General features: G+C 58.9%; 12 protein-coding genes and 2 pseudogenes. 8 read left to right on the top strand and 6 right to left on the bottom strand.

The features are described from left to right. Positions 1 to 961: 961 nt before the first annotated feature. Entirely contained in the window at positions 962 to 3,211 is a 2,250-nt protein-coding gene (locus ACVINW_RS18265) for a hypothetical protein (RefSeq protein WP_456752584.1), read from the bottom strand. A 273-nt stretch (positions 3,212 to 3,484) separates the two neighbouring features. Here ACVINW_RS18265 and ACVINW_RS18260 point away from each other — a divergent pair. Continuing rightward, positions 3,485 to 3,718, top strand: a pseudogene (locus ACVINW_RS18260) (hypothetical protein); the annotation flags it as partial. 148 nt (positions 3,719 to 3,866) lie between these two features. Here ACVINW_RS18260 and ACVINW_RS18255 read toward each other — a convergent pair. Beyond that, complete coding sequence (locus tag ACVINW_RS18255) at positions 3,867 to 4,247, bottom strand: hypothetical protein (RefSeq protein WP_456752583.1); 381 nt, start codon at positions 4,245 to 4,247, stop codon at positions 3,867 to 3,869. Positions 4,248 to 4,495: 248 nt separating this feature from the next. After that, positions 4,496 to 5,746 (bottom strand): cytochrome P450, encoded by a 1,251-nt coding sequence (locus tag ACVINW_RS18250; protein WP_456752582.1) that lies wholly within the window; start codon positions 5,744 to 5,746, stop codon positions 4,496 to 4,498. A gap of 988 nt (positions 5,747 to 6,734) precedes the next feature. Between ACVINW_RS18250 and ACVINW_RS18245 the strand changes: the two genes are divergently transcribed. After that, positions 6,735 to 7,619, top strand: a complete 885-nt coding sequence (locus tag ACVINW_RS18245; RefSeq protein WP_456752581.1) for an SPASM domain-containing protein — start codon at positions 6,735 to 6,737, stop codon at positions 7,617 to 7,619. Between the two features lie 115 nt (positions 7,620 to 7,734). Here ACVINW_RS18245 and ACVINW_RS18240 read toward each other — a convergent pair. Beyond that, positions 7,735 to 9,004: pseudogene (locus ACVINW_RS18240) on the bottom strand (NAD(P)/FAD-dependent oxidoreductase). A 310-nt stretch (positions 9,005 to 9,314) separates the two neighbouring features. On the opposite strand from ACVINW_RS18240, the gene ACVINW_RS18235 reads away from it, so the two are divergent. Together ACVINW_RS18235 and ACVINW_RS18230 are read left to right on the top strand one after the other, a co-directional pair. Continuing rightward, positions 9,315 to 11,615, top strand: a complete 2,301-nt coding sequence (locus ACVINW_RS18235) for a hypothetical protein (RefSeq protein WP_456752580.1) — start codon at positions 9,315 to 9,317, stop codon at positions 11,613 to 11,615. A gap of 1,201 nt (positions 11,616 to 12,816) precedes the next feature. Further along, positions 12,817 to 13,983, top strand: coding sequence for an acyl-CoA dehydrogenase family protein (locus ACVINW_RS18230; protein WP_456752579.1), 1,167 nt, complete (start codon positions 12,817 to 12,819; stop codon positions 13,981 to 13,983). Between the two features lie 334 nt (positions 13,984 to 14,317). On the opposite strand, the gene ACVINW_RS18225 is transcribed toward ACVINW_RS18230, so the two are convergent. Then, positions 14,318 to 14,758, bottom strand: coding sequence for a VirK family protein (locus ACVINW_RS18225; RefSeq protein WP_456752578.1), 441 nt, complete (start codon positions 14,756 to 14,758; stop codon positions 14,318 to 14,320). Positions 14,759 to 14,929: 171 nt separating this feature from the next. Beyond that, the gene (locus ACVINW_RS18220) at positions 14,930 to 15,145 is read right to left on the bottom strand and encodes a hypothetical protein (RefSeq protein WP_456752577.1); all 216 of its coding nucleotides are present in this window, start codon (positions 15,143 to 15,145) and stop codon (positions 14,930 to 14,932) included. Between the two features lie 309 nt (positions 15,146 to 15,454). Here ACVINW_RS18220 and ACVINW_RS18215 point away from each other — a divergent pair, with 309 nt between their 5' ends. From ACVINW_RS18215 to ACVINW_RS18200, 4 genes are all read left to right on the top strand, one after another. Then, a complete protein-coding gene (locus ACVINW_RS18215) occupies positions 15,455 to 16,420 on the top strand; it encodes a hypothetical protein (RefSeq protein WP_456752576.1) in 966 nt (321 codons plus the stop codon). A 2,058-nt stretch (positions 16,421 to 18,478) separates the two neighbouring features. Next, positions 18,479 to 19,168 carry a response regulator transcription factor gene (locus tag ACVINW_RS18210; RefSeq protein WP_456752575.1) on the top strand — a complete coding sequence of 230 codons (690 nt, stop codon included), beginning with the start codon at positions 18,479 to 18,481 and terminating at the stop codon, positions 19,166 to 19,168. Positions 19,169 to 19,196: 28 nt separating this feature from the next. Further along, the gene (locus tag ACVINW_RS18205) at positions 19,197 to 20,651 is read left to right on the top strand and encodes a type II and III secretion system protein family protein (RefSeq protein WP_456756432.1); all 1,455 of its coding nucleotides are present in this window, start codon (positions 19,197 to 19,199) and stop codon (positions 20,649 to 20,651) included. Between the two features lie 10 nt (positions 20,652 to 20,661). Next, positions 20,662 to 21,327, top strand: coding sequence for a CpaD family pilus assembly lipoprotein (locus ACVINW_RS18200; RefSeq protein ID WP_456752574.1), 666 nt, complete (start codon positions 20,662 to 20,664; stop codon positions 21,325 to 21,327). The last annotated feature ends 3 nt before the right edge of the window (positions 21,328 to 21,330 follow it).

The following is a 21,330-nucleotide window of genomic DNA, read 5'->3' as shown; positions in this document are numbered from 1 at the left end:
ATCCTTATTCGAATATGCCGAATGGAAAACGGCAACCGTGCACTTCGCTTATCGTGTCAACGTCGACAAGACCTTTTACTTGGCGCCGCGCCGGCTGATCAGTCGTCCGTGGACATCCGGCCTGCCTGTCGCGCAGTCGAAATCTTGCAGGATCACCACGCCGCCAGCCAGCGCGACGTTCCCAGCGCAGCCCACATGTTACATTGAACGAGCACACCCAATCCCATCAGCCTTACGTCGGTATGACGCCGGCCAGCTTGATCGAGATGGCGGCGCGGAGCGCTACTGCTTCGCCATGGCAGTCGAGGGGTTGATGCGCGGACGCCCGCATTCCGGGCAGTATTTTTATTTCGCCATGGGCATCACCGCTCTGGCGCGACGCTATGAGTGCAATCGGCTGGAAGCAGCCTGCGAGAGTGCGTTCAATGCGATCAGCTGCTCCTCCGCGAGCGCCGTCGTTGACGCAGGGCTCGACCGTGCGAGCCCGCGACGCGCTACTATCAATGAAGGAAGTGACCGTCGGCATACTGAGCCACCCGGCCCTGGCCCGAATAGTGGCGGCCCACTGACCTCCCGCATCGATCAGGGGCAGCCGCCATATAAAGCTGGCCGCCCCCGTCATAGGCGTCTGCCTACAGGATGGCATTATCGAGCCAGATGTCGAGGATGTCAGCCGAGCGGTCGTGGGAGTAATGGAACATTGATGCCGCTGGGCCGGTGCGCCACCAAACGACGGATCGTCCGGACTTAGACTCAGCACCGGCGCGGATCGAGATCGGGCGCGCCCCCAACGCGCTCGAGGAAGAACGAAAAGCCCCAGCACCTTCTGGGGGCCGTGGAAGCCTGGATGCTGGGGCCATCGTAGCCTCATCCAAGAGTAGCATGGATAGGCAACCGTATTGTGCATTGCCAATTCGATTCGTCAAACTGGCCCGGGATACTTGTCTTCCCGAAAGTCTCATCACCTGCGTACCCCGTGCTCCGTCTCGGCAAAAGGATAGCCTGGGTAGCTGCTAAAAGCGGCACCTAACAAGGATTTGCAGAACGCAGGCGTGAGCTTGCCGCGGTGAATCACGACGTCATCGTGGCCCGTTGCGGCTCGAGCGTTCTGCCAGAGGCGATTGTAGCCGCGCTGTTCGTTGGATTTCACGTGGCAAGCGGCGAACGCGGCGTCATCTAATGTCGCCAGCTGCCATGCATAGACCGGCCGCTTCGTATGGATATGCACCCACATCGGATTTGGCACCGTACCGTTGCCCAGTGGCGCAGGCTGCAGCTTGATCTCGAACAGCTTTCCTGGCTCGCCCTTCAACGCGCGCGGTGGCTCCAGGGGCGTCAACTCCTCGGCCGCCTGCAATCGTTCGAGGTACTTCTGCGAGGGGAACGCGTAGGTCTTCATGCAATCGATCTCGATCGACGCCTTTCGTGCCGTCAAAACATGTATCTGCCCCTGAACCTCCGACAACATCGCCTTGAGGCGAACTAATTTGTCGTGCACTTCCGGCACTTGCACAGGCGTGAGTAGGCCGCGTCGGCGAGGTTCGTCGAGCGCGGCTGCACACGCCTCTATCTCCGCGGATTGGCTCTGCAGCCGCTCGACCACAGTATGCACGACGTGGTCGGCGTCTTCCGGCTTCATGTGGCGCATTTGCGAAATGGCTCTTTGCTGACTGCCCAGATCGAATTGCAAGAGTTCGTCCAATCGCTCGAGCAGCCGTGTCAGTGCCTCCTTCGACGGCGGAGCCTGCCATATCGCCAAGTGTCCCCTCGCCGACGATGACGTCCTCGCATGCGCCTCCTCCGCGCTCGCAAGTTTCTTCGTGCCCAGATCCGAGAGCACAATAACCTTGGCGGCTCGCACCGCGTCGGCATCGGGCATAGCGGGCTGCGGCTCGGGCTGCCCGGCTGCCGAACTCCCCGCAACTCCGGCCTGCCTGCGCTTGCCCTTCCCTTTCCTGCGCGCTGCACTGCCTTCGGCGGCCGGGGCGTTGCCGGCGGGGTCGGCCGGCATCGCAAGGCCAGCCTCCGTTGGCGGTGCGATGATGGCTGGCGTCTTCGGCTGCACTGCCAGGAGGCGCATGACCTCATGAGCAGTGACCCACGCTCCTTCCACGATCTGATCCAACAGTTCCAACGGAAGCTCGGGACTCGCTCCGTTATTCCTTAGCTCGGCGACCATGTTCGGCAACGCCGACGCGAACTCCGATAGCCGCTCCATAACTCCTTCCAAAACGGCGCAGTGCTCTGCGTCGAGGGCTTGTCCTTTGCTGTTCAGAACAGCATCGCCCGTCGAGAGGAATGCGGGAATAACATCCTCCATGAAGGTTCCGAGTAGGCGTGCCCGACCGTTCTCACCCAAGAGGATTTGCCTGACGGCCGGCTCGAGCGTGCTCGCCTGCGACTCAATTATGACCCGCGCGAGAGCGACCTGCGATTGCAGATGGACGCATTTCGTATACAGTGCCCAGCCGGTGTGCAGCCGTAGTGTCGCCTGTTCAGCCTGTCGCGTTTCGGCCGTTGCACTTGGCAGGTTGGCAGTGGCTGCGCAGACCGACTGCATCCGTTCGGAGCGCAATGCCTTCGTTCCCCACCACTCCGTGCAGGCCGAATAGTGCTTTGCCGCACTGGAAGCCGTTCTGATCAGGTAGTCTGGAGGAGCATTGGATTGGCGCATCCGCTCGAGTATCTTTCCCGCATTCTTCCTGCTCTGCTCCAGGGCGTAGATAGTCGGTGCGGCCAACGCGTTGCATTGGTTCCCCGCATCCAGCGTCTGGTCACGAACGCGGCGAGCCTGGCCGTCGGACAGAATGCTGCGCGCCACATCTGGGGGCAGGCTCGCGTAGTCTTCCAGAACTGCCGCGCCCGCTTTGACAACCTGATCGATCAGCTCTTGCGCCTCAGACGCGCTCCGAGCGCCCTTGGCAGCACTGTGGCAAGCATCAAGTTCCTCACGCAGGCCGTCCATATTTCGTTTCGCTGCGTTGATCCCCTCATCGCTCGAGAACATGGGGACTGCCACACCCGAACCTGAGGGCAGGCTCCCGAGCGTCGCCATTCTACCTTCAGGCGCTAAGCGCATCCGCTCCACGACGGAGTCGAAAACTCGGTTGCCTTCCAAAGGGGCAAAATTAAACTCCGAACGCGCGCTGCTCGATCTCGACGTGCTGTCGGCTCCCGCAGCCCCTTCGCCAGGTCGGCCAATGCCCGTCATGTTCCATCTCCCATAGGGTCAACAATGCGCGGTCTACCTGGATAGACCGCCTGGCTGACGGTTGGCTGACGAAGGATGCTCCCCGGATGCACAAAGAAATCCCCGGCTGCCCGAGTTCCAATTTGATGGAAGCTGTCGTGGTGCTGGAGGCAGCATACGGATGACCCATGAAGTGCGGGATAGGGGGTCGTAACGCGTGTCCGCATTCGGCGCTGCCTCGCCTTAACCAACACGGAAATGCGGGCTGCCAGGCTGCATCGGCAGTGACGGCGATTCCTTAAGGACTTGGCGATGGCGGCGGCTTGTCTAGGGCTTAGCCCTACCAAGGCCTTCCCGAATACTGAAGGGCGCTTAGCATGCCGAACCGTGGAACGGACTGGAAGACTACGGCGAAGGAAGTACCGGACGGATGTCGATTTGCAGACTTTCGGCAGCAGAGAACCTGTTGCTAACCGGGAGCGAGATGCGTTGTTCGGCCGAAGTGTTTACGGATCCAACAACACGTAAATCCGGCTCAATGTGGAACGGTCCGTCATGACAAACCTGTTGTTATCGCGTTCGAATTGAGTCGGAACCGACGTTGCGGAAGTCCTTTCTCCCCGTTCAGGATAGGACCCGCCGATATGCGGCCTATCCAAGCGTACCTAGAATATGCTCATAAAAACAACGCAGCGAGCGTGCCAAGCACACCGAGCGCCAATCCGATCAGCGAGCCTACCGTTGGCACGTCTCGAAACAGCAGGAGCGTGAGAATCGGTTCAACCACTAAAATTGCCCCCACCGATGTCGCGATGATGACCCAGATGTTCTCAAGGTACATGTAACCCAGTGCATATCCGAAGACGAGAAGGATGCCGCCGAAGGATATCAGCAGGAACATCGGCAGGAGAGTAGCCATATCGCCGCCGTCCTTTGCGAACTGCTTTGAGGCGACCAACTCTGCAATGATCGAAAGCGCTTCTCCAAAGAAAATCGCGCCCACCGCTACGATCTTCAATGTTGAGCTCGTCGCTTGACACATCACGATCGCTGTCAACGATTCCTTCCAATATTGGCATTGGCATCTGGCCTGCCTCCGACAGCAGGAAATACCGAGGCCCTCGATCGAGCACTTGCGTTCGTCGCATGTCGCTGGCACTCAACGTTTGCCGAAAGCCGCCCGGCTCCCGAGACGCCAATACGCCTCGCGCCACTCACCGCTTTCGGTGTTGCGCGGCGATGAGAGTGGTCAAAGAGGGAGACGAGATCGCGCAGCTGAGCGGCTGCTAGCCAGAGCTTCACGACCTAAGCTGCAATCCGCACAGGAAGAGCGGAATACCCGTGGACAAAGTTGGACGCAATTCGCTCGGGTCCGCCGACAACCTTGATCTCCAGCCGCGCCTTCAAGATTTCTTCCCAGAGGATTTTCAACTGCAGCTCAGCAAGATGTCGCCCAACGCAGCGATGGATCCCGAATCCGAACGAAAGATGTTGCCGCACGTTCTTGCGGTCGATGACGAAGCTGTCGGCATTCTTGATGACCTCCTCGTCCCGGTTACCGGAGATATACCACATCACGACCTTGTCGCCCTTCCTGATGTGTTTCCCACCTACGACGATATCGGCCGTGGCGTTGCGGCGCATATGTGCGATGGGCGTCTGATAGCGAATAATCTCGGACACGGCGCTTGAGACCAGCTTGGGATTATCGCGCAGCTTTTGCAGCTCGGATGGATGCTGGTTCATGAAAAGAAGGCCGCCGGTAATCGAATTGCGCGTGGTATCATTTCCCCCCACGATCAGAAGAATTAGATTGCCAAGAAATTCGCTCGGCTCCATGTGTCGAGTTGCAGGCGAGTGCGCCATCATGGAAATCAAGTCGAGCCGCGGATCGGCATTGATGCGCTCGTTCCAAAGCCGCGTGAAACACGCCAAGCACTCGGACAAGATCGCGCTTCGCTTGTCCCAGCTATCGATCGGCTGACCAGTTTTCGGAATTGCAACGGCCACGTCCGACCAATAGGTCAAGAGCCGCCGATCCTCGAATGGAAAGTCGAATAGCGTAGCAAGCATCTGCGTCGTCAACTCGATGGAGACCCGATCCACCCAATTGAAGTCATCGTTGCGCGGCAAGCCGTCCAGAATCGCTCTGGCGCGGCCGCGGATCAAGCTTTCGAGCCTGGTCAGATTTTCCGGCGCGACGATCGGACTTACGGTGTCGCGCTGCTCGCGGTGCTTGGGAGGACCCATCTTGATGAAACTCTGAGTCCAATGCTTGTCAGGCACGTCGGCGATAGTAACACCCCGCTCCGACGTGAATACCTTGTGATTGGTATCCACGTCTACGATATCGCGGTATTTCGTTAGCGACCAATATGGACCATAGTGGCTGTCTTGGCAGAGGTGGACGGGATCCTCCCTTCGCAGCCGCTCGAAGCAATCCCATATGCTATCATCTTGAAAGCGCTTGGCTTCGCTTACATCCAGCTTGCTCAGCGGGACATTGGAGGCGTCGTCGTCGGCTCGAAAGTCCGCCAATTGCGTTTTCATGATCATCTCCGCAGATTTTGCTCTCTCGAGAGCCAAGGGATCCACAGATCGCGATGGATAGTTTCGAGCTGCCGTGGCGTGCCGGTTGCGAGCGGGTCGTTGCTCCAACAGAGTATCGCAAATTCCGGGCGGTTTCCCCTACCATTTCCAGCAGGTAAGTATCGCATTGACTTTCCAACTCCGTCCGCTCCATTGAGCCAAAGAGCACCGTTCGCGCTACGCAAGCGGAGCCTAGTGCCGCATTACGCGGCTGCTCAAGCTATCAAACAGGACACAATGCGACCGCAGCTCCTCCTCGCCATTAAGAGGCCGAATGCGAAGTCTTCAGCGCCTAATTGCCGCATTCATTTCCTTGCTTGGCCGCTGGACCGTGCGCTGACCACCGCCCACGGTGATCCTTGTCCGCGAAAGCGGTTGTCGCCGCTCCGCCGCAAAAAGCCAATTTGTTCATCGGCGTGGCAAGGCTGCTTCATCCATCATCCTGACCAAGAGCTTGCACTGGGCGAGACGGGAAGCTCTCGGGGACGACCGCTGTGGAGGGCTGCAAGGATTGATCGTCCGCATCATCAAGTTCACATCGTCGGGACCATTCGGGGCTATCGCCCTGCCTGGCACACAAGAAGGAGGGCCTCCGATCCGCACCACTCATCAAGAGGAAATACGAAGTCCCGCTTTCGGGCGCGGGCGGGTCAGATGCTCGTTCCGCTTCGCCCAGGGTTCGTCAGGTTGCGCGAAACGCAACTATGATGCCCATGACGGCCAACGGTACTAAGTGGCGGCCGCTGCGAAGAGGAGAAGTTGACGCGCCAGACCAGCCCACCTCGGTTGAGCATCATCAAACTCGGCGCTGTGAGGATGAGGCAGGTGCTCGTTCCAGGTCATCATGCCGAACGACCTATGCTGGATTTGCAATGCGTGGGAAGCCAAGCAGCCGCTGCGCACCGAATGCTGCGCTCCTTCTCCAAATCTCAGGCAGCTGGAAGGACCAGGCAGAATGATGGCATATCCCATGGTGTTACAAAGCTTGCGCGCCGCCAGTCCTGGTCGCAGGGTGTTGGAGATAACCACGACCGCAGGGTGCATCGTTCGCTGTTCATATTGCTCTCAGGACAAGTTCGCCGATCGCCAAAGACCTGTGTCTCAAGCGAAGTATCTTGGCCTTCACGATTTCGAGCGATGTTTGGCACGCGTGCCGAAGGCTACCGACATCAGTTTTGCCGGCTACTCGGAGCCTTGGCTGCATCCGGCGTGCACCAGCATGGTTGAGCATGCTTACGCACGCGGTCACGACATCCGAATTTTCACGACCCTTGTCGGGATGAACGGGAGTGACGTCCGGCGCTTGCAAATGCTGCAGTTCAGGGCTTTTGTCGTCCATGTTCCTGATGACGGCAGTTATATGAACAGCCGCCTCGTCGGAAAGTCCTATCTCAATGTCATGCGCCAACTTCTCGACGCGAACATTCCCTCAATTCGATTCGTCGTGCTGGGCAAAATCCATCCCGCCCTCGCCGACATCATTCCCACCGGAAACCTGGAGCGCTTGCGGCCACTAAGTAGCGGCCGAGGACGTCTCGCTCCGCATATCATCAAAGCACGACGGCCAGTCGTCGGAACGTTGACATGTATTGGCAAGCAACAATATCGCAATGTCCTTCTTCCAAACGGCGATGTTACTCTTTGCTGCATGGATTTCGAACGGCGTCATGTCTTGGGCAACCTTTTACGCGACGAATACGAATATCTCTTTGAAGGAACAATCTTTCGCGAAGTCATCGATCGCATGAACGGAATGGGTGGTTTTCTGCTCTGCAGGAGGTGCGAGTTTGCCAGTCCGCGGACGTCAGGACGGCGCATGGACGCCGACCAACAAGCTTGACGGCAGGGCCACGCGAGTGCGGACGTCAAGAATTCACGTAGATCGCTACGTGCCAGAACGGCCATACGAATGGGGAAACTCGCCTTGATCGGATACACGACTGCCACCAGGTGGATCAGAGCCGCGCTCCCGCGAGGTGAACCAGTTGGGAGCCTACTCTGTAGAGGGCCTCACGGGCGGCACGAAACCGCCGATGTTCAACAGGCGCCACTGGAAGTGGTAGATCCTTTTCTGCAAGGTGGCCGAGAACGTATGACGCCAACACACGCCCGAGGACGTTGCCGGGTGCAATGCCACGCCCGTTGTAACCACCTAACGAGACCAGGTTACGGCCAAGCTTGTGAAAGCGCGGCAGGTGGTCGGAAGTCATGCCGATCGCCCCGAACCAACCGGTTTCGAACTCAAGGTTATCGAGCTGCGGAAACAGCCTGCGAAGCGATCTGATCGCCCAGGCTCGGTGAACCAAGGCACCCATACCTTGTAAAGCGCCAACGCTGCCGAACACCAGACGGCCTGACCGATCGAAGCGAAGCGAGGAAAGGACCACGCCGGTGTCCCATGCTCCCTGCCGTTCGGGCAAGATCGATGTCCTGAGACGATCTGACAAGGGCCGCGTGGCCAAATTGAAGTAAGGTAGACGGATCTGCGACCGAGGTCTGTTGCCGTAAGCGTCGGTGGCGACGATCACCCACTCAGCACATACGGATCCCATTGCCGTGCCGACCCTCCGGCACAAGTCCATGTCGCTGATTGTGAGAACTTCAGTCTGAGTGAATATCCTCGCACTCGCTGCAAGTGCAAGGCGTGCCAAGCCTCGCGCATAGCCCAGCGGCTGAATCGTACCGGCGCGCTTGTCTAGCAGCGCGCCGGTATAGTTGCCCACGCCAATCTTTCTGCGGGTCTCCTCCGCATCAAGCAGCACGACCGGAGCGCCGCGCTTTTGCCATTGTTCGGCACGTATCCTGATTTCCTGCAAGCCCTTATGGCCTACCGCGCAATGCAGCGTTCCCGCGCGTTCGACTTCGCACTCGACCCCATCTCTCTCGATCAGTCCAAAAACCTCTTGTGGTGCTCCATCCAGCAATTCGGTGAGCCGTTCCCCAAACGGATGGCCAAGGGTACCGGAGAGCGTATCGGGCATGATCCACATACGCCCGGGTTGACGAGCCCAACGTTAGCGTCCAGACCCACCGAACCCAATTTCGCATGCCTCCAGCAAGATGGCGCGCGCCGGCCTTCGCGAGGTGAATAGCTGCGGAGAGACCAGTGTATCCACCGCCGATCACGACGACGTCAGCTCGCGCATCGCCCACAAGAGGACCCGTATTCGGCGGCGCGCGCGCCGTCAGCTCCCACAAGCCATGCGATTTGGGATTGCCGTGCATCCGACGAACTCGTTCTGTCCATGATCATGACTGATCTCGACCTACACATCGTGGCAGGCGGCAATAAAACTCAACTCCAACATTGTGCACTCGCTCGTCTCGTCAAAGGCGTACAAAAGCATCGGCCGATTGCCGGGTGCATCCCTTCATCTGCCGCTGCCTTTATCTTGGGGCGCGGCTCACACTGCAACGCATCGGAGAAGCGCTTGCTCAGCAGTCCTTGATCCTACATCTGAGGAGCCCACGTCAGGTTTTGGAAAGCTGACGGTACTAGCGAGAGAACACGAGGACGACACCAGCAGACGAGACCATGGACCGATTCAATAATATCAACCCAGCCGATCAGGAACCCGCTGCGTCCGAAGCAACGGTGGAGCAACCGCAACAGCAGCAAGCCGAATTTGAGCAGCACTTGGGAGAGGCGGGTCATGTTGGCCCTCTATATCCACACAGGGAGCTTTATGATGTCTCTGAGGAAGACGATCGCCTGATCCAGGCAGCGTCCAGCGCTGCCCTTGAGCGAGGGCCACCGCCGGGTTCTGTCACCGTGAGCATTTATGATCGGCGACTTCGTAAATTGGCCGAGTTGCTGAAAGAGTCAGGCAAATCAATCGCTGGGCTCGAAGACGATACGTTGCTCGGTTACGCCAAAAAGCTGCTGCCAAATGACAGGGTCATCTTTCCAGCATTGTTCATGGTCAGCCGCTACCGCAATCCTGACGGCATCGCTCGGCTCACCTCAACACATTACCGTCCTTGCAAGGAAGATGAACGGCTCATCAATGAGGCAGCCGAGGCAGGCTTTGGTCGAGGGATCGACCCGAAAACGGCGGGAAATTACGCAAGCAGCCTCCGGAAGCTAGCGTCAGCACTTCGCCCCTTGTCCATTGCCAAGCTCAGTGATGACGCGTTGCTCGGTCATGCCGACACTTTGTTTCCGGATGATAAGAAACTGATCTACGCCTTGAATAGGCTTCGCAACTATCGCGCAATCATCGGGCCGAACAATTTAGGAGGACAGGGAGCCAGCTCGCGCCTGCCGACACAGCCAGCCGCTTATTCGCCGCGGCAGGTCCTCGAAGAGCAGCCTTTTGAGAACGCCGCGGACTGGGGCGCATTGGCGGCTGACGGTTTCAATGCGCCGCAGGATTGGCATGAAATGGGCTTAACCACTTATTCTCCCATACAAAGTGTAGCCCAGGACATGATTTTTGATGCCGCGGAGCGAAGCGGCGAGCTTACGGCTTCCAGCTTCGATGCACCGCTGCTTTGGCAGGGAATGCGCGATCCCGCTTCCTCGCCCGCGCAAAGTTTCGCTCAGGAAGAGCTTTTCGATGCCGCAGATCGCGAGAGCCTGCTGCCAGCCATGCCCCACGATGTATCGGCGTCTTGGCCGACGATGAGCTCCGCCGGCCACTCTACCCGGCAAAGTATCGACGAGAATGAGCTTTTCCATGCCCTGAATCGAGAGGACGCGCTGCCAGGCACAACTTTCGATGCACCTGAACTGTGGCCGCGGCCGAGTTCAGTCGTCCCCTCGCCCATGCAAAGCTTCGCCCAGGAAGATCTTTTCGATGCCGCGGATCGGGAGGGCTCCGTGACCGCGGACCGTCGTGTTTTACCGGCGTTTTGGCAAGAAGTGGCCTCGCCCGACCGCCCACCGATGCAAAGTGTCCGTGGGGAAGAGTTTCTCGATCCTCGCCCCTCGCAGCCGAGCTCCCGACCGCAGACTGCCGCCTCTGAAGAGTACCTTGCAAGGACGATGGACCAAGGCGGTGCTGCCCTCGCCACGACCGGCAGCGAAAGCTTTGATGCTTCCTGGGTCGTTCCAGACGACTTCTCCCACGGCAATCAGTCCGCGCCGGATATGATGCGCTCCAAACTGGGCCACTGGGGTCTGTTGCCCGACGCGGCAGAGCGGGTAAAGACCTACGACATTGCCGGTGAGCGCTATACGGCCGTGTTAGGTCCGGGAGGGCGCAATGATGTTCAGCTTATCCATCTGCGGTCTCCCGCTGCCGGTGACACCTTCGATGTTTCATTCGCAGTGCCCAAGGACTTTTCCCATGGCACCCAGCTGGCGCCCGACATGATGCTATCCACCCTGGGCAAGTGGGACTTCTTGCCTAATGCGGAACATCCGATCATGAACTATGAGATTGGCGGCGAGCGCTACACGGCTGTGTTGGGACCGAAAGGACCTGACGACGTTCAACTCATTCATCACCCCAAGTTCGCTTTACCGGGTGACGCTGCGCTTTTGGCACCGACCGGCGTCGCGCATACGTCCGGCGCCCTTTTACCCGGGCTCAATCCGCCCGCGTCGCTCGACTTCCGCAAGGCGGCAAACCCTCCACCGCCGTCTGCGGCGCAGGCATCTGGTTATCAGCCGCTACGGCAAGTGCCTGAAATCGGAGAGTTGTTCGGCCACGATTGGAGGCACGGCCCCCAAGAGGCTTCGCCTGCCGTAATCGACATGCTCCAAAATTTGGATCTTTTGCCGAGCCAGCATGCCCCGATGACCCGCTTTCTAATCCACGGCCAGCCCTACACGGCCGAAAGCCTGCCCGGAGGCCGCGTTCTTCTCTTCCATCGGCCGCAATTTAGCTGAACGAGGTGCCCTTCGGAGAGCTCAAGCCATCCGAGCCTATGTCGGAGCTTTCGCTTTCAGAGATGTTAGTACTGCCTCCAAATGACGCGAGCAAACCCCAACGCAGCCAGCTCAAGTTGGGTGACTTCAATCATCTCGTGGCTCACATCCGGCAACCAACGATCGGGGTTTCTGATGCTAGGTGTTTGCAGATACAGCTTGGCGGTTGCTCGCATAAAGACTTAAAGGTCTCGATTGGAAACCGGGTCAGCATCTGTCGAAACTGAATGCGCTCCCCTGCACTACACCATTGAGGAGCTCGATCTCGAACAACACGTCAGTCTGTCGCGGTACACCACGGCAAGGGGAGAGATCCGAGATCTCCTGTTGCCGTGACCTTGCGACGCACAACTCTTCGAGATCGAGCATAGCAAAGGCGGGCGCTGCGCATAGACCCTAACACGTCGATTCCCGGGTTTAGGTTAGAGTATCGGCAGATAACGATTGTTATACGAGTCACAGGCAATCGGCCTGCGGCATGCAGGTGTAACGGGTCAGATGCGTCTGGGCGTTGGGCCGACGTCGACCCTGTCGAAATCAGTTGGTTAGTTAATTGGCCATGGGCAGCCAAAGAGATTTCAGCACCCGGTCGCTCGTGATCCGGGATCAGATACCATCGACGATCGCTTGGCCTATACCGCTGCGGAATTTTAACTCGAAAAGCAATGACAGCTTTTCCTGTCCGATTACTAGGGCCTCCGAGCGGTCGAATCTGGAACGGGCCGCAGTCGAACCCAATTTTCGTCCTGCACTGCCTAGCGTGTTCGTTTGACGACGTTCTATGCCAGAAGTCGGACATCGAGCCGGGAAGCTCAGCGCTTATCACGCAGTCTCCGCGTCTTCATCAAAGGTGCCGGATGATATCTCATTGGCACGCCGATTGCTGAGGAGATGGTAGATGCGTGCCGCTCGGCTGGGCCGCCAGCAGGAGTTCGCGGGCTTGATCGGCCGTGAGCCTGGCCACGAAGGTGACAGCTATTGATTCGATAGAACCAGACAGATCATGCGCTGCGCTCACCTGCAGAAGTGCAATCTCGCACTGCAATTCTCATATGCTGCAATGATTGCGCCCTCAAGACGAATCCGCCGCATTGCGATGCCAGTGTATCCACTCTTCATCAATGGCGCGCAGTAACAGCCGTATAGGCGTCGAGGAGAATTTATGAACGCATCTCCAGAGATGATCCCGTCAGAAGCCGATGTCGAGCCTGTCAGCGGCGATAACCTCTCCTCGTTGCTCGCCGAGATCCGAAGCCGTCGAAACAAGTTCGCCGTCGCGCAAAAAATTCCAGACGACATAATCGATGGCTTTAAACGAGTTGGCGTCTATCGGGCTATGGTCGCCAAGCGCTTCGGCGGCGAGGAGAAAACGCCGGCCGAGTTTTGTCAGCTGATCGAGCGCATTTCCGAGGTGGATGGCTCGGCCGGTTGGGTCGCCAGCTTCGGCGATGGGGCTTGCAATCTCGCGGCTCTTCCGGACGAAACGCTCGCCAAAGTCTATGCGAATGGGCCCGATGTGGTATTCGCGGCTGCCGTTTATCCCCTACGCGCCGCCAAGCGCAGTACCGGCGGATTTGTCGTGAACGGCGTGTGGCCATTTGCCAGCGGCTCGCCTGGGGCGGCTTTGATCGGCGTCGGCATCAGGGTGGAAGACGATCCCACCGGCGGCCTTCCGCGTATAGCCGTAGTGCCGGCCGAAAAGGTAACTATCCGCCCCAATTGGGACGTCATTGGGCTGCAGGGAACCGGAAGCCATGATCTGGTTATCGAAGATGTCATCGTGCCGGAAGAATGGACCCTGGTTCGCGGCGGCTCGCCGACACTCGACGGTCCGATCTACCGTTATCCGTCAGTAACGTTTGCAGCCCAGGCGCATGCGATCGTTGGCGTCGGCATCGCGCGCTCCGCACTGAACGAGGTGATCGCGATGAGCAGGAACCGCGCCTCGATCACCGGAGCGCCTGTGATGGGAGAGCGGGGCTACATCCAGCTAGAAGCGGCCAGAGCCGAGGCTATGCTGCGTTCCGCGCGGTCCTTCTTTTATGAGGCCACCGAGGAGCTGTGGAACGAAGCACTCGATGACGCGGTCAATCCGAACACCACGACGCTGATGCGGCTCGCGGCGACTAACGCCGCGCTCCAAAGCGCGGAGGTCTGTAAGATCGCGAGCCGTCTCGCCGGCACTGGCTCGCTGTACACGACGAGCAATCTGGCGCGCGCGATGTGCGACAGCTTCGTGGTTGCCCAGCATGCGGCTTTGAACGAGGGGACACTTCAGCGTGCGGGCCAGCTCCTGCTCGGGGGTGCAGCGCAGCCAGGCTTTCCATGACGTGGTTCGGGAGCATTTTCGCGCGAATAGCTGCGAGCAAAGGGCCAAGAGCCATCATAAACGGCCAAAGCTTAGCGACGGTTTCTCCGCTCGCTCCGATCTCGCTATCTCCAGGACCGGAACGGAACCCGCTGTCGTCGGCGCGTATTCGCACGGTATCTTGAGCGACTGCAACAATTTTCGTGCAGCCAGATGAGCCTCGCGGACAAGACGGCCAGAAGAAATCTGGCCGTCTTTCATGATCGATATGATCCGTGTCGTGGCATTGCAAAGATGCCCGCACGGTTAAAGGGTCGGGGTTTCGAAGCGCATCCCCGTCCCGGTGCTCTTTCGTTTACCAGACGAACTTTGCGCCATCCGGCAGTTCACAGATGAATTCACCCTGGTTCACGAGTTCGGTGGTCCCGACCACAAGCTTTGAGGCCCGCACCGTGAGCTTACCTTCGCGGCTGAGGCTATGGCGAATGTATTCGGTCACGGCATGTCCGGAGCTGTCCACCGTTTGGTGCGCATTGGCGAAGCTGATGCCGTTCTGCGGGGTCACCCTGAATGCATTGATGACCAGACCGGCCTGTGTCGTCGAAGCCGGCTTGCCACCCTCCGCGGCAGCACAGCGGCTCATGTCCAGGATGAGCTTCACGTTTTTGCCGGCCTGCAGGGCATTGAGCACCTCGGTGTATTTCGGTGAGGGCTCATCGGCTCGCGCCATCGAGCTCACGCTGATGGCCGAAAGCAAAGAGAGCAGGATCGCCAGCCCTTTGCCAATAAATTTCATATGCTCTTCTCCCTCGATGAGTACCACAGATCACACGTGGCAAGACGCTGTGCTCGCAAGCCGTTTGGCGGAAACCAGACATCAAGCGCACGCGCGCCTGCGACAAAAACAACCTGTCGTAACCAGACGCAAGTGGTTGCGGCGACTATCCCTACCTCACAACCTCGTAGGTCAGGTTTGCCAAGGCGCCCTATCCTTGCGCGACACCGCTGGAACGATTTGATCCGTGGCGGCCGCTTGGAACCACAAACGGCAAGCGGTCCCGCCGATCCAATGGAGACCAATACGATTGGTGGGCACCACGATCTCGACGATGCGGTTCTCACGTGCGCGTAAACGGACGATTTCCAGCTGCTTTTTGACCAGCCACATCGTCAACTCGTCCACGTTGATACTCTCGCAAGGCTCGCTGCCACCCAGACGACAGGCCCGCAATGAAGCGGATTAGGCGCCGCGCTGTGAAAACGCTCTTCGAGACCCCGATCTCGCCTCGTCCATAATGGCGACTGCACAAGCAGCGCCGATTTATGATTCGTCGATTTGCGTCGCTTCCACCCGGCTCGGCTTCGCCTCACTGAACTAAAATTCAGCCGGTGACGACAAACCGACACTGACTCATCGCCTGGTCCGTCAGCTTCTCGAAAGCTGCACCTGCAACAGTCCGCACTAATAGCCGGCACTCCAGGAGAGAGAGAGATGAATGTTGATCCACGGAATGCTGCAGACGCTCTCTTTGAGCTTCAGGACATGCCGCAGCCACATCGGACGGACCGGCAACCAGACGAGTTGAGCGCACAAACCAGCGCACCGGCACACAGCTCCGAGGCTCAAGCAAGCTTTGAGCAGCAGCTGGATGATTTGGATCCAGATGAATTGAATCCGGTCCATCCTGCCTCCCTTCCGGCAAATAATACGACTGCTACGTCCTCGACCGCGCCGAACGAGAGGCCTCCGGAAACGGGTTCCTATCCAGCCACAACATTTGTCAGCGCGCGCGCTCAACTTGCCGCGACGCTGACAGGCGCCACGCTTGAAGCGCTCAGAAACGAGATCGACCTCGCCGTGCGTCAATCAGCACGTTGGTCGCCGGCGACCGCAGCTTCCGTCGATCGGGACGTCGTATTCGAGGACGTGGCGGGGTCGTCATATGTCACGCTGCGACGTTTTCAGAACCAGGACAATGATTGCAAGCCGCGCGCGGAAGAAAACACGAGAGCAATCTCCCATATCCGTAACACGGCTCGGGATTATTCTTCCGTCGGAGATCCTCTGGAGCGATATACAATGGACCGGGCACGTCAGGCCGGATGGCATATGCGCGGAAAGACAGCAGAATCTCCTTTCGTGTCCCTGGTTGAGGATCCCGCAAAACTGGTTGTTTCGCGCGACCACTGGGCGAGAGCGATCGCCAACAATGCGAACGTGCTGCACAGCTACACCGTCCCGAAGACCGCGGTCTGGACGCCCGACGACGTACTGAGCAGTATCGGGCTTGGAATGAACGTGGAAGACCAGGACAATATCGATGCGGATGTGGATCTGATGTGCTCGCTGGGCAGAACGCCAACCCGAGAGACCGAACGATTGTTTCTAGGCGGCGACCTCGACGACTACCGGACGAACAGCGAGGCAAATCCGTACAAGCGCGACAGCGCTGATTAGGTACGTGCTAAGCATCCCACGGCAGCGGTGTCTTCATTTCCAACCACAAAGGCATCTCCCATAAGGACAAGTTGAAGGACGCGCGCCGGCTTAACGAACAATAGCTTTAGCAGTTTGCGCATCAAGCTATCAAATGCCTCAATCGCCACCGTTATGAGGCGGACTCGACGCCTGCAGCTTATCCAACTCGCTCTTCCAAGTGATTCTTTGGCGGTGCTCAATCGTGCTTTCGGCGATTGCTTGACATCGATCCAATCGCCGCAATCGCATTCGTAGCCGAGCTCGCGGCTCGGGCCGGTGAAAAACCTGCCTTCGCCCGTGGCCGGCTAAGCCCGACGCTGGAGGCGCATTCAACCAGAAGATGGCCGGACGCGACCGCATGGCCAGCGCACTAAAAGCTGCATCACCTATGGTATGGTAAGCCGCATCAAGCGCCGCGCCTATCCGCCGCTTAAATGTGTTCCATCAAAACAATTGATTTTTCCGATCCCGCCTGAAGCCCCCATAGTCGGCCGCAGTCTTTGGAGCAGCATTCAGGAACGTGGTGTGACAGTCGGCCCTCTCTTCAATCCATTGCCAGTCAATTCAACTTGGCAATCGCGCCTGCGCACCCACGACGTTAATTTCTGTGCATCAGGTCAGCTTATCTCACAGCCGGCCATAGTCCGCCAGCCAATCGCCACGTGTGAGGCAACCAGGCAATCTCATACTCGCGCGCGTTGTGGCTTGCCTTGACGCGCACCGATGACGACCGGGCTCACGCAATCGCTACAGCTGAACTGCACATCGCAGAATTTGGAGAGGCGAAATGCTCACAACTTTCGAGAACACGAGAGCGACCGCGCCTCACAAGCCATGACTGTGTTCAAACTGCGTCGCGACCGAGTCAAGACGCGCACAAGATGGAGGGTACTCATAACGAACTGTTAAAGACACTTGATCCTCACCTGACGTCAGATTGTAGGATTTCCGACAGCTTCGCGACACCGAACCCGCGCGCGAACACTTCCTGACAGGTAGCAAGAATTGCGAACGTCTCTCAAACTCAACGACGCTCCGCTCCGCCCCATCGCGCGGATCGATCACTGCTGTGGGCGACGTGTTCTCCGCACCGTCTATGTGCAGAACCGGCAATCCAGCGGCACCTCTGTTGCGGCCCGGGCAGAATTTAGCGGCCGAGTAGAACTCGCATTCCGTTTGCCTTGGCCTGACCGAGCACCACGCAGCTCCAGATCCGCGCTTCGATTACTTTGCCATCGATCATCGCAAGTGAAGAGATGCAACTGGCGTAGCAATATAAACCAGACGGGCCATCGACCTGAAATACGGCAGCCCATTCCGTCTCTCGTTCGCACCTTTCGACGAGATCACGTATCGAAGCTGACCGAAAGTTGGGAGCGTCGGCGTCCGGCGTATCTATCACCGGCTGGGGGACGGCTTTTTCAGTAGCCCGGAGGCGCATCATCGTTCGTTCATCGCGCAACGCGTCTCAGGAGACATTGTCCAGACGCGTAGCGTGAAACTGTCTTTACGCGGAACAGCTTGCCTTGTCGGCGACACCATAGGCTCGACAGCATGGTAAGAACTGACCGCAGGACTGGGGAAAAGTTGGGAGTTCCCAATGCCGGCTTCGCTAGACTATTCAGCCATGGCTTCATCCGCTCGCTCCTGCGCTCGGGTGTCGAGGTCGATTGCGCGGTCCAGCGCTATTGAGATCGAAGGCTGCTGTGCAGTCCGTGCAAACACGGACGCGATCGACGCGCTCATGCGTCAACCTGGGGCGACGGCTTTCGTCCCGGTGAATGATTTCGAAGGTCTTTCCGAGCCAAGGGGTCTGCTGCACATCGCCGACGATGCATTCAGTCCGCGGCCCCCGATCTCACCGCGCAACCCGATGACGGCGGGCTCACTGGGATTGATCGCCCGCCACCGCGCTCTGCTTCTTCGCTGCCGAACTTTGTCGCTCACGACGAAACCGACGTCGGTCAGCTTCATCGAACCTCTTGGCCGTCCGTGACGCGCTCAAGGTCTTGGCGTGGATGGACGAGAGGCGATGAAATGCGAATTCTCCTGATTGATCATCATCCGGACTTTGCCCGTGCTGTGAAGGAAGCGCTCCTCGATTGCGGGTTCGCCGTTGACGTAACACCTACGCTGGATGAGGCCTCGGCTGCGCTGGACTGCGCCAACTACCACATTCTCCTGCTCGAATTGGTTCTGCCCGATGGAGACGGCCTGGACTGGCTGAAGCAGCTCCGGCGCGAGGGACGTTCAATGCCGGCCATCATGATGAGCAGTCTCAACGATCTCGGCCGGCGGATTGCGATTTTCAACGCGGGCGCTGATGATTTCCTTCCCAAACCCGTGTCGACCGAAGAACTCATCGCCCGCATGCGAGCCATTTTACGGCGGTCAACGCAAATGACAGCGCCGGTCGTGACATTCGGCAATCTGCATTTCGATCCGATCGCGAGGCAAGTCGCGGTCGGCGGTCAGGTACTGAGGATTGCCCGCCGGGAAGTGTGCATTCTCGAACATTTGCTCAATCGTGCCGGGCGCACCGTGCCGCGCGCATCCCTGGAGGACAGCCTTTATGCGTTCGACGACGAGGTCTCGACCAATGCGCTGGAGGTCGGGATCTATCGCTTGCGCACCCATTTGAGCCAGTCGGGCGCAACGCTCAGGATCAAGACCGCGCGGGGCGTGGGTTACACCCTTGAACTCATCAGCGCAGCATCGGCTGCCTAACCAAATCGAACTTGAAAGCAACAATCCCTTGAATGTCCTTAACAATGCTGCCCGCGCTGATGAGCCGTCGTTGGTCGTCGGGACGACGCGCTCTGCCGTTTTGCCTGGCCTCTGCTACGTCCTGTGCGGACTTGCTCTGCTATTTCCCCTTGCGGCAGCGGCTCAAACAAAGCGGGATGGCAAGGGAGAACCGCCGCGTAGCGCGCCTGGCAGCGCCACCGGTACGCTCAGCCTGACTTCCTCGCAGGGCAAGACAGTTCATCTAACCGCCCCGGCCGCGAGCATCTTTGTTGCCGACCCGACCATTGCTGATTATCAAGCACCGTCGAACATGACGATCTTCGTGTTCGGCAAGAAAGCCGGACGGACCAGCCTGTTCGCCCTCAATGAGGCTGGAGAAGCTCTCGCCGAGCTGCGCGTTGTCGTCACACAGCCGATCGAGGATCTGCGCGCCGCGCTGAAAGCTGAGGTCGGCGACTATCCGATCCAGGTCAGCTACACCCCGCGCGGAGCGATCTTAAGCGGTACCGCGCCCAATGCCGAGGTCGTCGAGACAGCCAAAAAGGTCACCGAGCAGTTTCTCGGGGCGGGCGCGCTCGTCGTCAACAAAATCCAGGTGGCCGGCTCGCTGCAGGTGAATCTCAGCGTACGGGTCGCAGAAGTGTCCCGCAGCGCCGTCAAGGATCTCAATATCCACTTCACGGCCTCCAGCCCAAACGGCGCTTTCCTTATCAGCGGCAAGGATGGCGGATCCGCCGCAGCGAACGGCGGCGGCACGATCGGCATCGGGCTCAGCGCGGGCAACACCAACCTGAGCGCTGTTCTCGATGCGCTCGCCAGCGAGCATCTCGCCTCGATCTTGGCCGAACCGAACCTGACGGCGATGTCCGGCGAATCCGCGAGTTTCCTGGCCGGCGGCGAATTCCCCATTCCCGTGATGCAGGATAATCGGCAGGTTTCGGTCCAATTCCGCCAATTCGGCGTGAGCCTCGAATTTGTCCCGACAGTGCTCAACAATAATCAGATCAATGTCCGCGTGAAGCCCGAAGTCAGCGAACTGACGAGCGAAGGCCAAGTCAAGATCAATGGCATGGAAGTCCCTGCGCTTTCGACGCGGCGAGCCAGCACCGTGGTCGAGCTCGCCAGCGGTCAGAGCTTTGCGATCGGCGGACTGATCAGGCGCAATTTCAACAACGACATTGGCGAGTTTCCCTGGCTCGGCGACGTGCCGATCCTCGGCGCGCTGTTTCGCTCCTCATCCTTTCAAAAGCGCGAAACCGAGTTGGTCATTATCGTCACGCCGTACATCGTGCGGCCCGGATCGAACCCCAGTCGGATGAGTACGCCGAGCGACCGCATCTCACCCTCTTCAGACGCGGGCCGCGTTTTGACGAACACTCTGGCGCGGCCGCCGAAGGATCGCGATGCGCCCCGCGCCAGCGTACCGGGATTGACCGGCAGCGCCGGCTTTATCATCGAATGAGGATCATCAAATGACCTTGCGACGTCTGTGCCATTTGATCGTGATGGCGGCAACATTAGGGGGATGCGCAAATACCGCTTCGGTCCATCCTGGTCCAGCTGAGCAAGCGATCCAGGTGGAGCAGAAGAGCAATGTCTTGTTCCTGCAGAGCCTTCGTGGCTCCGAAAGGCATCGGCTGCGGAGTTTCATTGCGAGTGCTAGTGGCGGCCGGCGGGACGCACTCCATGTCGATGTCACCGGCTCACCCCGGCTCATTGCACAGGTGGCCCACGAGGCCCGTGCCATGGGCGTTGCCCCTTATAACATCCGCCTGTCCGCCTCCCCGCTCGATCTGCCCGCCCGTTTCGGGGTGCGGATCGAGGCGATCACCTTTGAAGCTCATCCTCCTGTCTGTCCGTCGCTTTCCATCGTCGGGCCCGCGGTAAACGATAATTCGTTCGACCCCACGCTCGGCTGCTCGACCCGAAGCAATCTGGCGGTCATGGTCAACGATCCGCTCGACCTGCTGGACAATCGATCTGTGACGACAAGCAATGGCGATCGCGCCGCCATTCCGGTTGCCAGCTATGGCAGCTTTGCCCAGGGCAACAAGAGCAACGGAGAAGGCGGACAGAGCAACAGGGCCGCGCCGGAGGCCCAGGCGGCCGGAACGGGGGACACACAGCCTCCTCAATGAGGG

Source organism: Bradyrhizobium sp. USDA 4461 (assembly GCF_054055655.1).
This window is presented reverse-complemented; position numbering and strand designations above follow the sequence as displayed.

What these genes read in the sequence shown, in the direction of transcription:
- ACVINW_RS18245 (WP_456752581.1), top strand. Translation starts at nt 6,735, where the DNA reads ATGATGGCATATCCCATGGTGTTACAAAGCTTGCGCGCCGCCAGTCCT.
- ACVINW_RS18265 (WP_456752584.1), bottom strand. Translation starts at nt 3,211, where the DNA reads ATGACGGGCATTGGCCGACCTGGCGAAGGGGCTGCGGGAGCCGACAGC.
- ACVINW_RS18225 (WP_456752578.1), bottom strand. Translation starts at nt 14,758, where the DNA reads ATGAAATTTATTGGCAAAGGGCTGGCGATCCTGCTCTCTTTGCTTTCG.
- ACVINW_RS18210 (WP_456752575.1), top strand. Translation starts at nt 18,479, where the DNA reads ATGCGAATTCTCCTGATTGATCATCATCCGGACTTTGCCCGTGCTGTG.
- ACVINW_RS18215 (WP_456752576.1), top strand. Translation starts at nt 15,455, where the DNA reads ATGAATGTTGATCCACGGAATGCTGCAGACGCTCTCTTTGAGCTTCAG.
- ACVINW_RS18200 (WP_456752574.1), top strand. Translation starts at nt 20,662, where the DNA reads ATGACCTTGCGACGTCTGTGCCATTTGATCGTGATGGCGGCAACATTA.
- ACVINW_RS18230 (WP_456752579.1), top strand. Translation starts at nt 12,817, where the DNA reads ATGAACGCATCTCCAGAGATGATCCCGTCAGAAGCCGATGTCGAGCCT.
- ACVINW_RS18235 (WP_456752580.1), top strand. Translation starts at nt 9,315, where the DNA reads ATGGACCGATTCAATAATATCAACCCAGCCGATCAGGAACCCGCTGCG.
- ACVINW_RS18250 (WP_456752582.1), bottom strand. Translation starts at nt 5,746, where the DNA reads ATGATCATGAAAACGCAATTGGCGGACTTTCGAGCCGACGACGACGCC.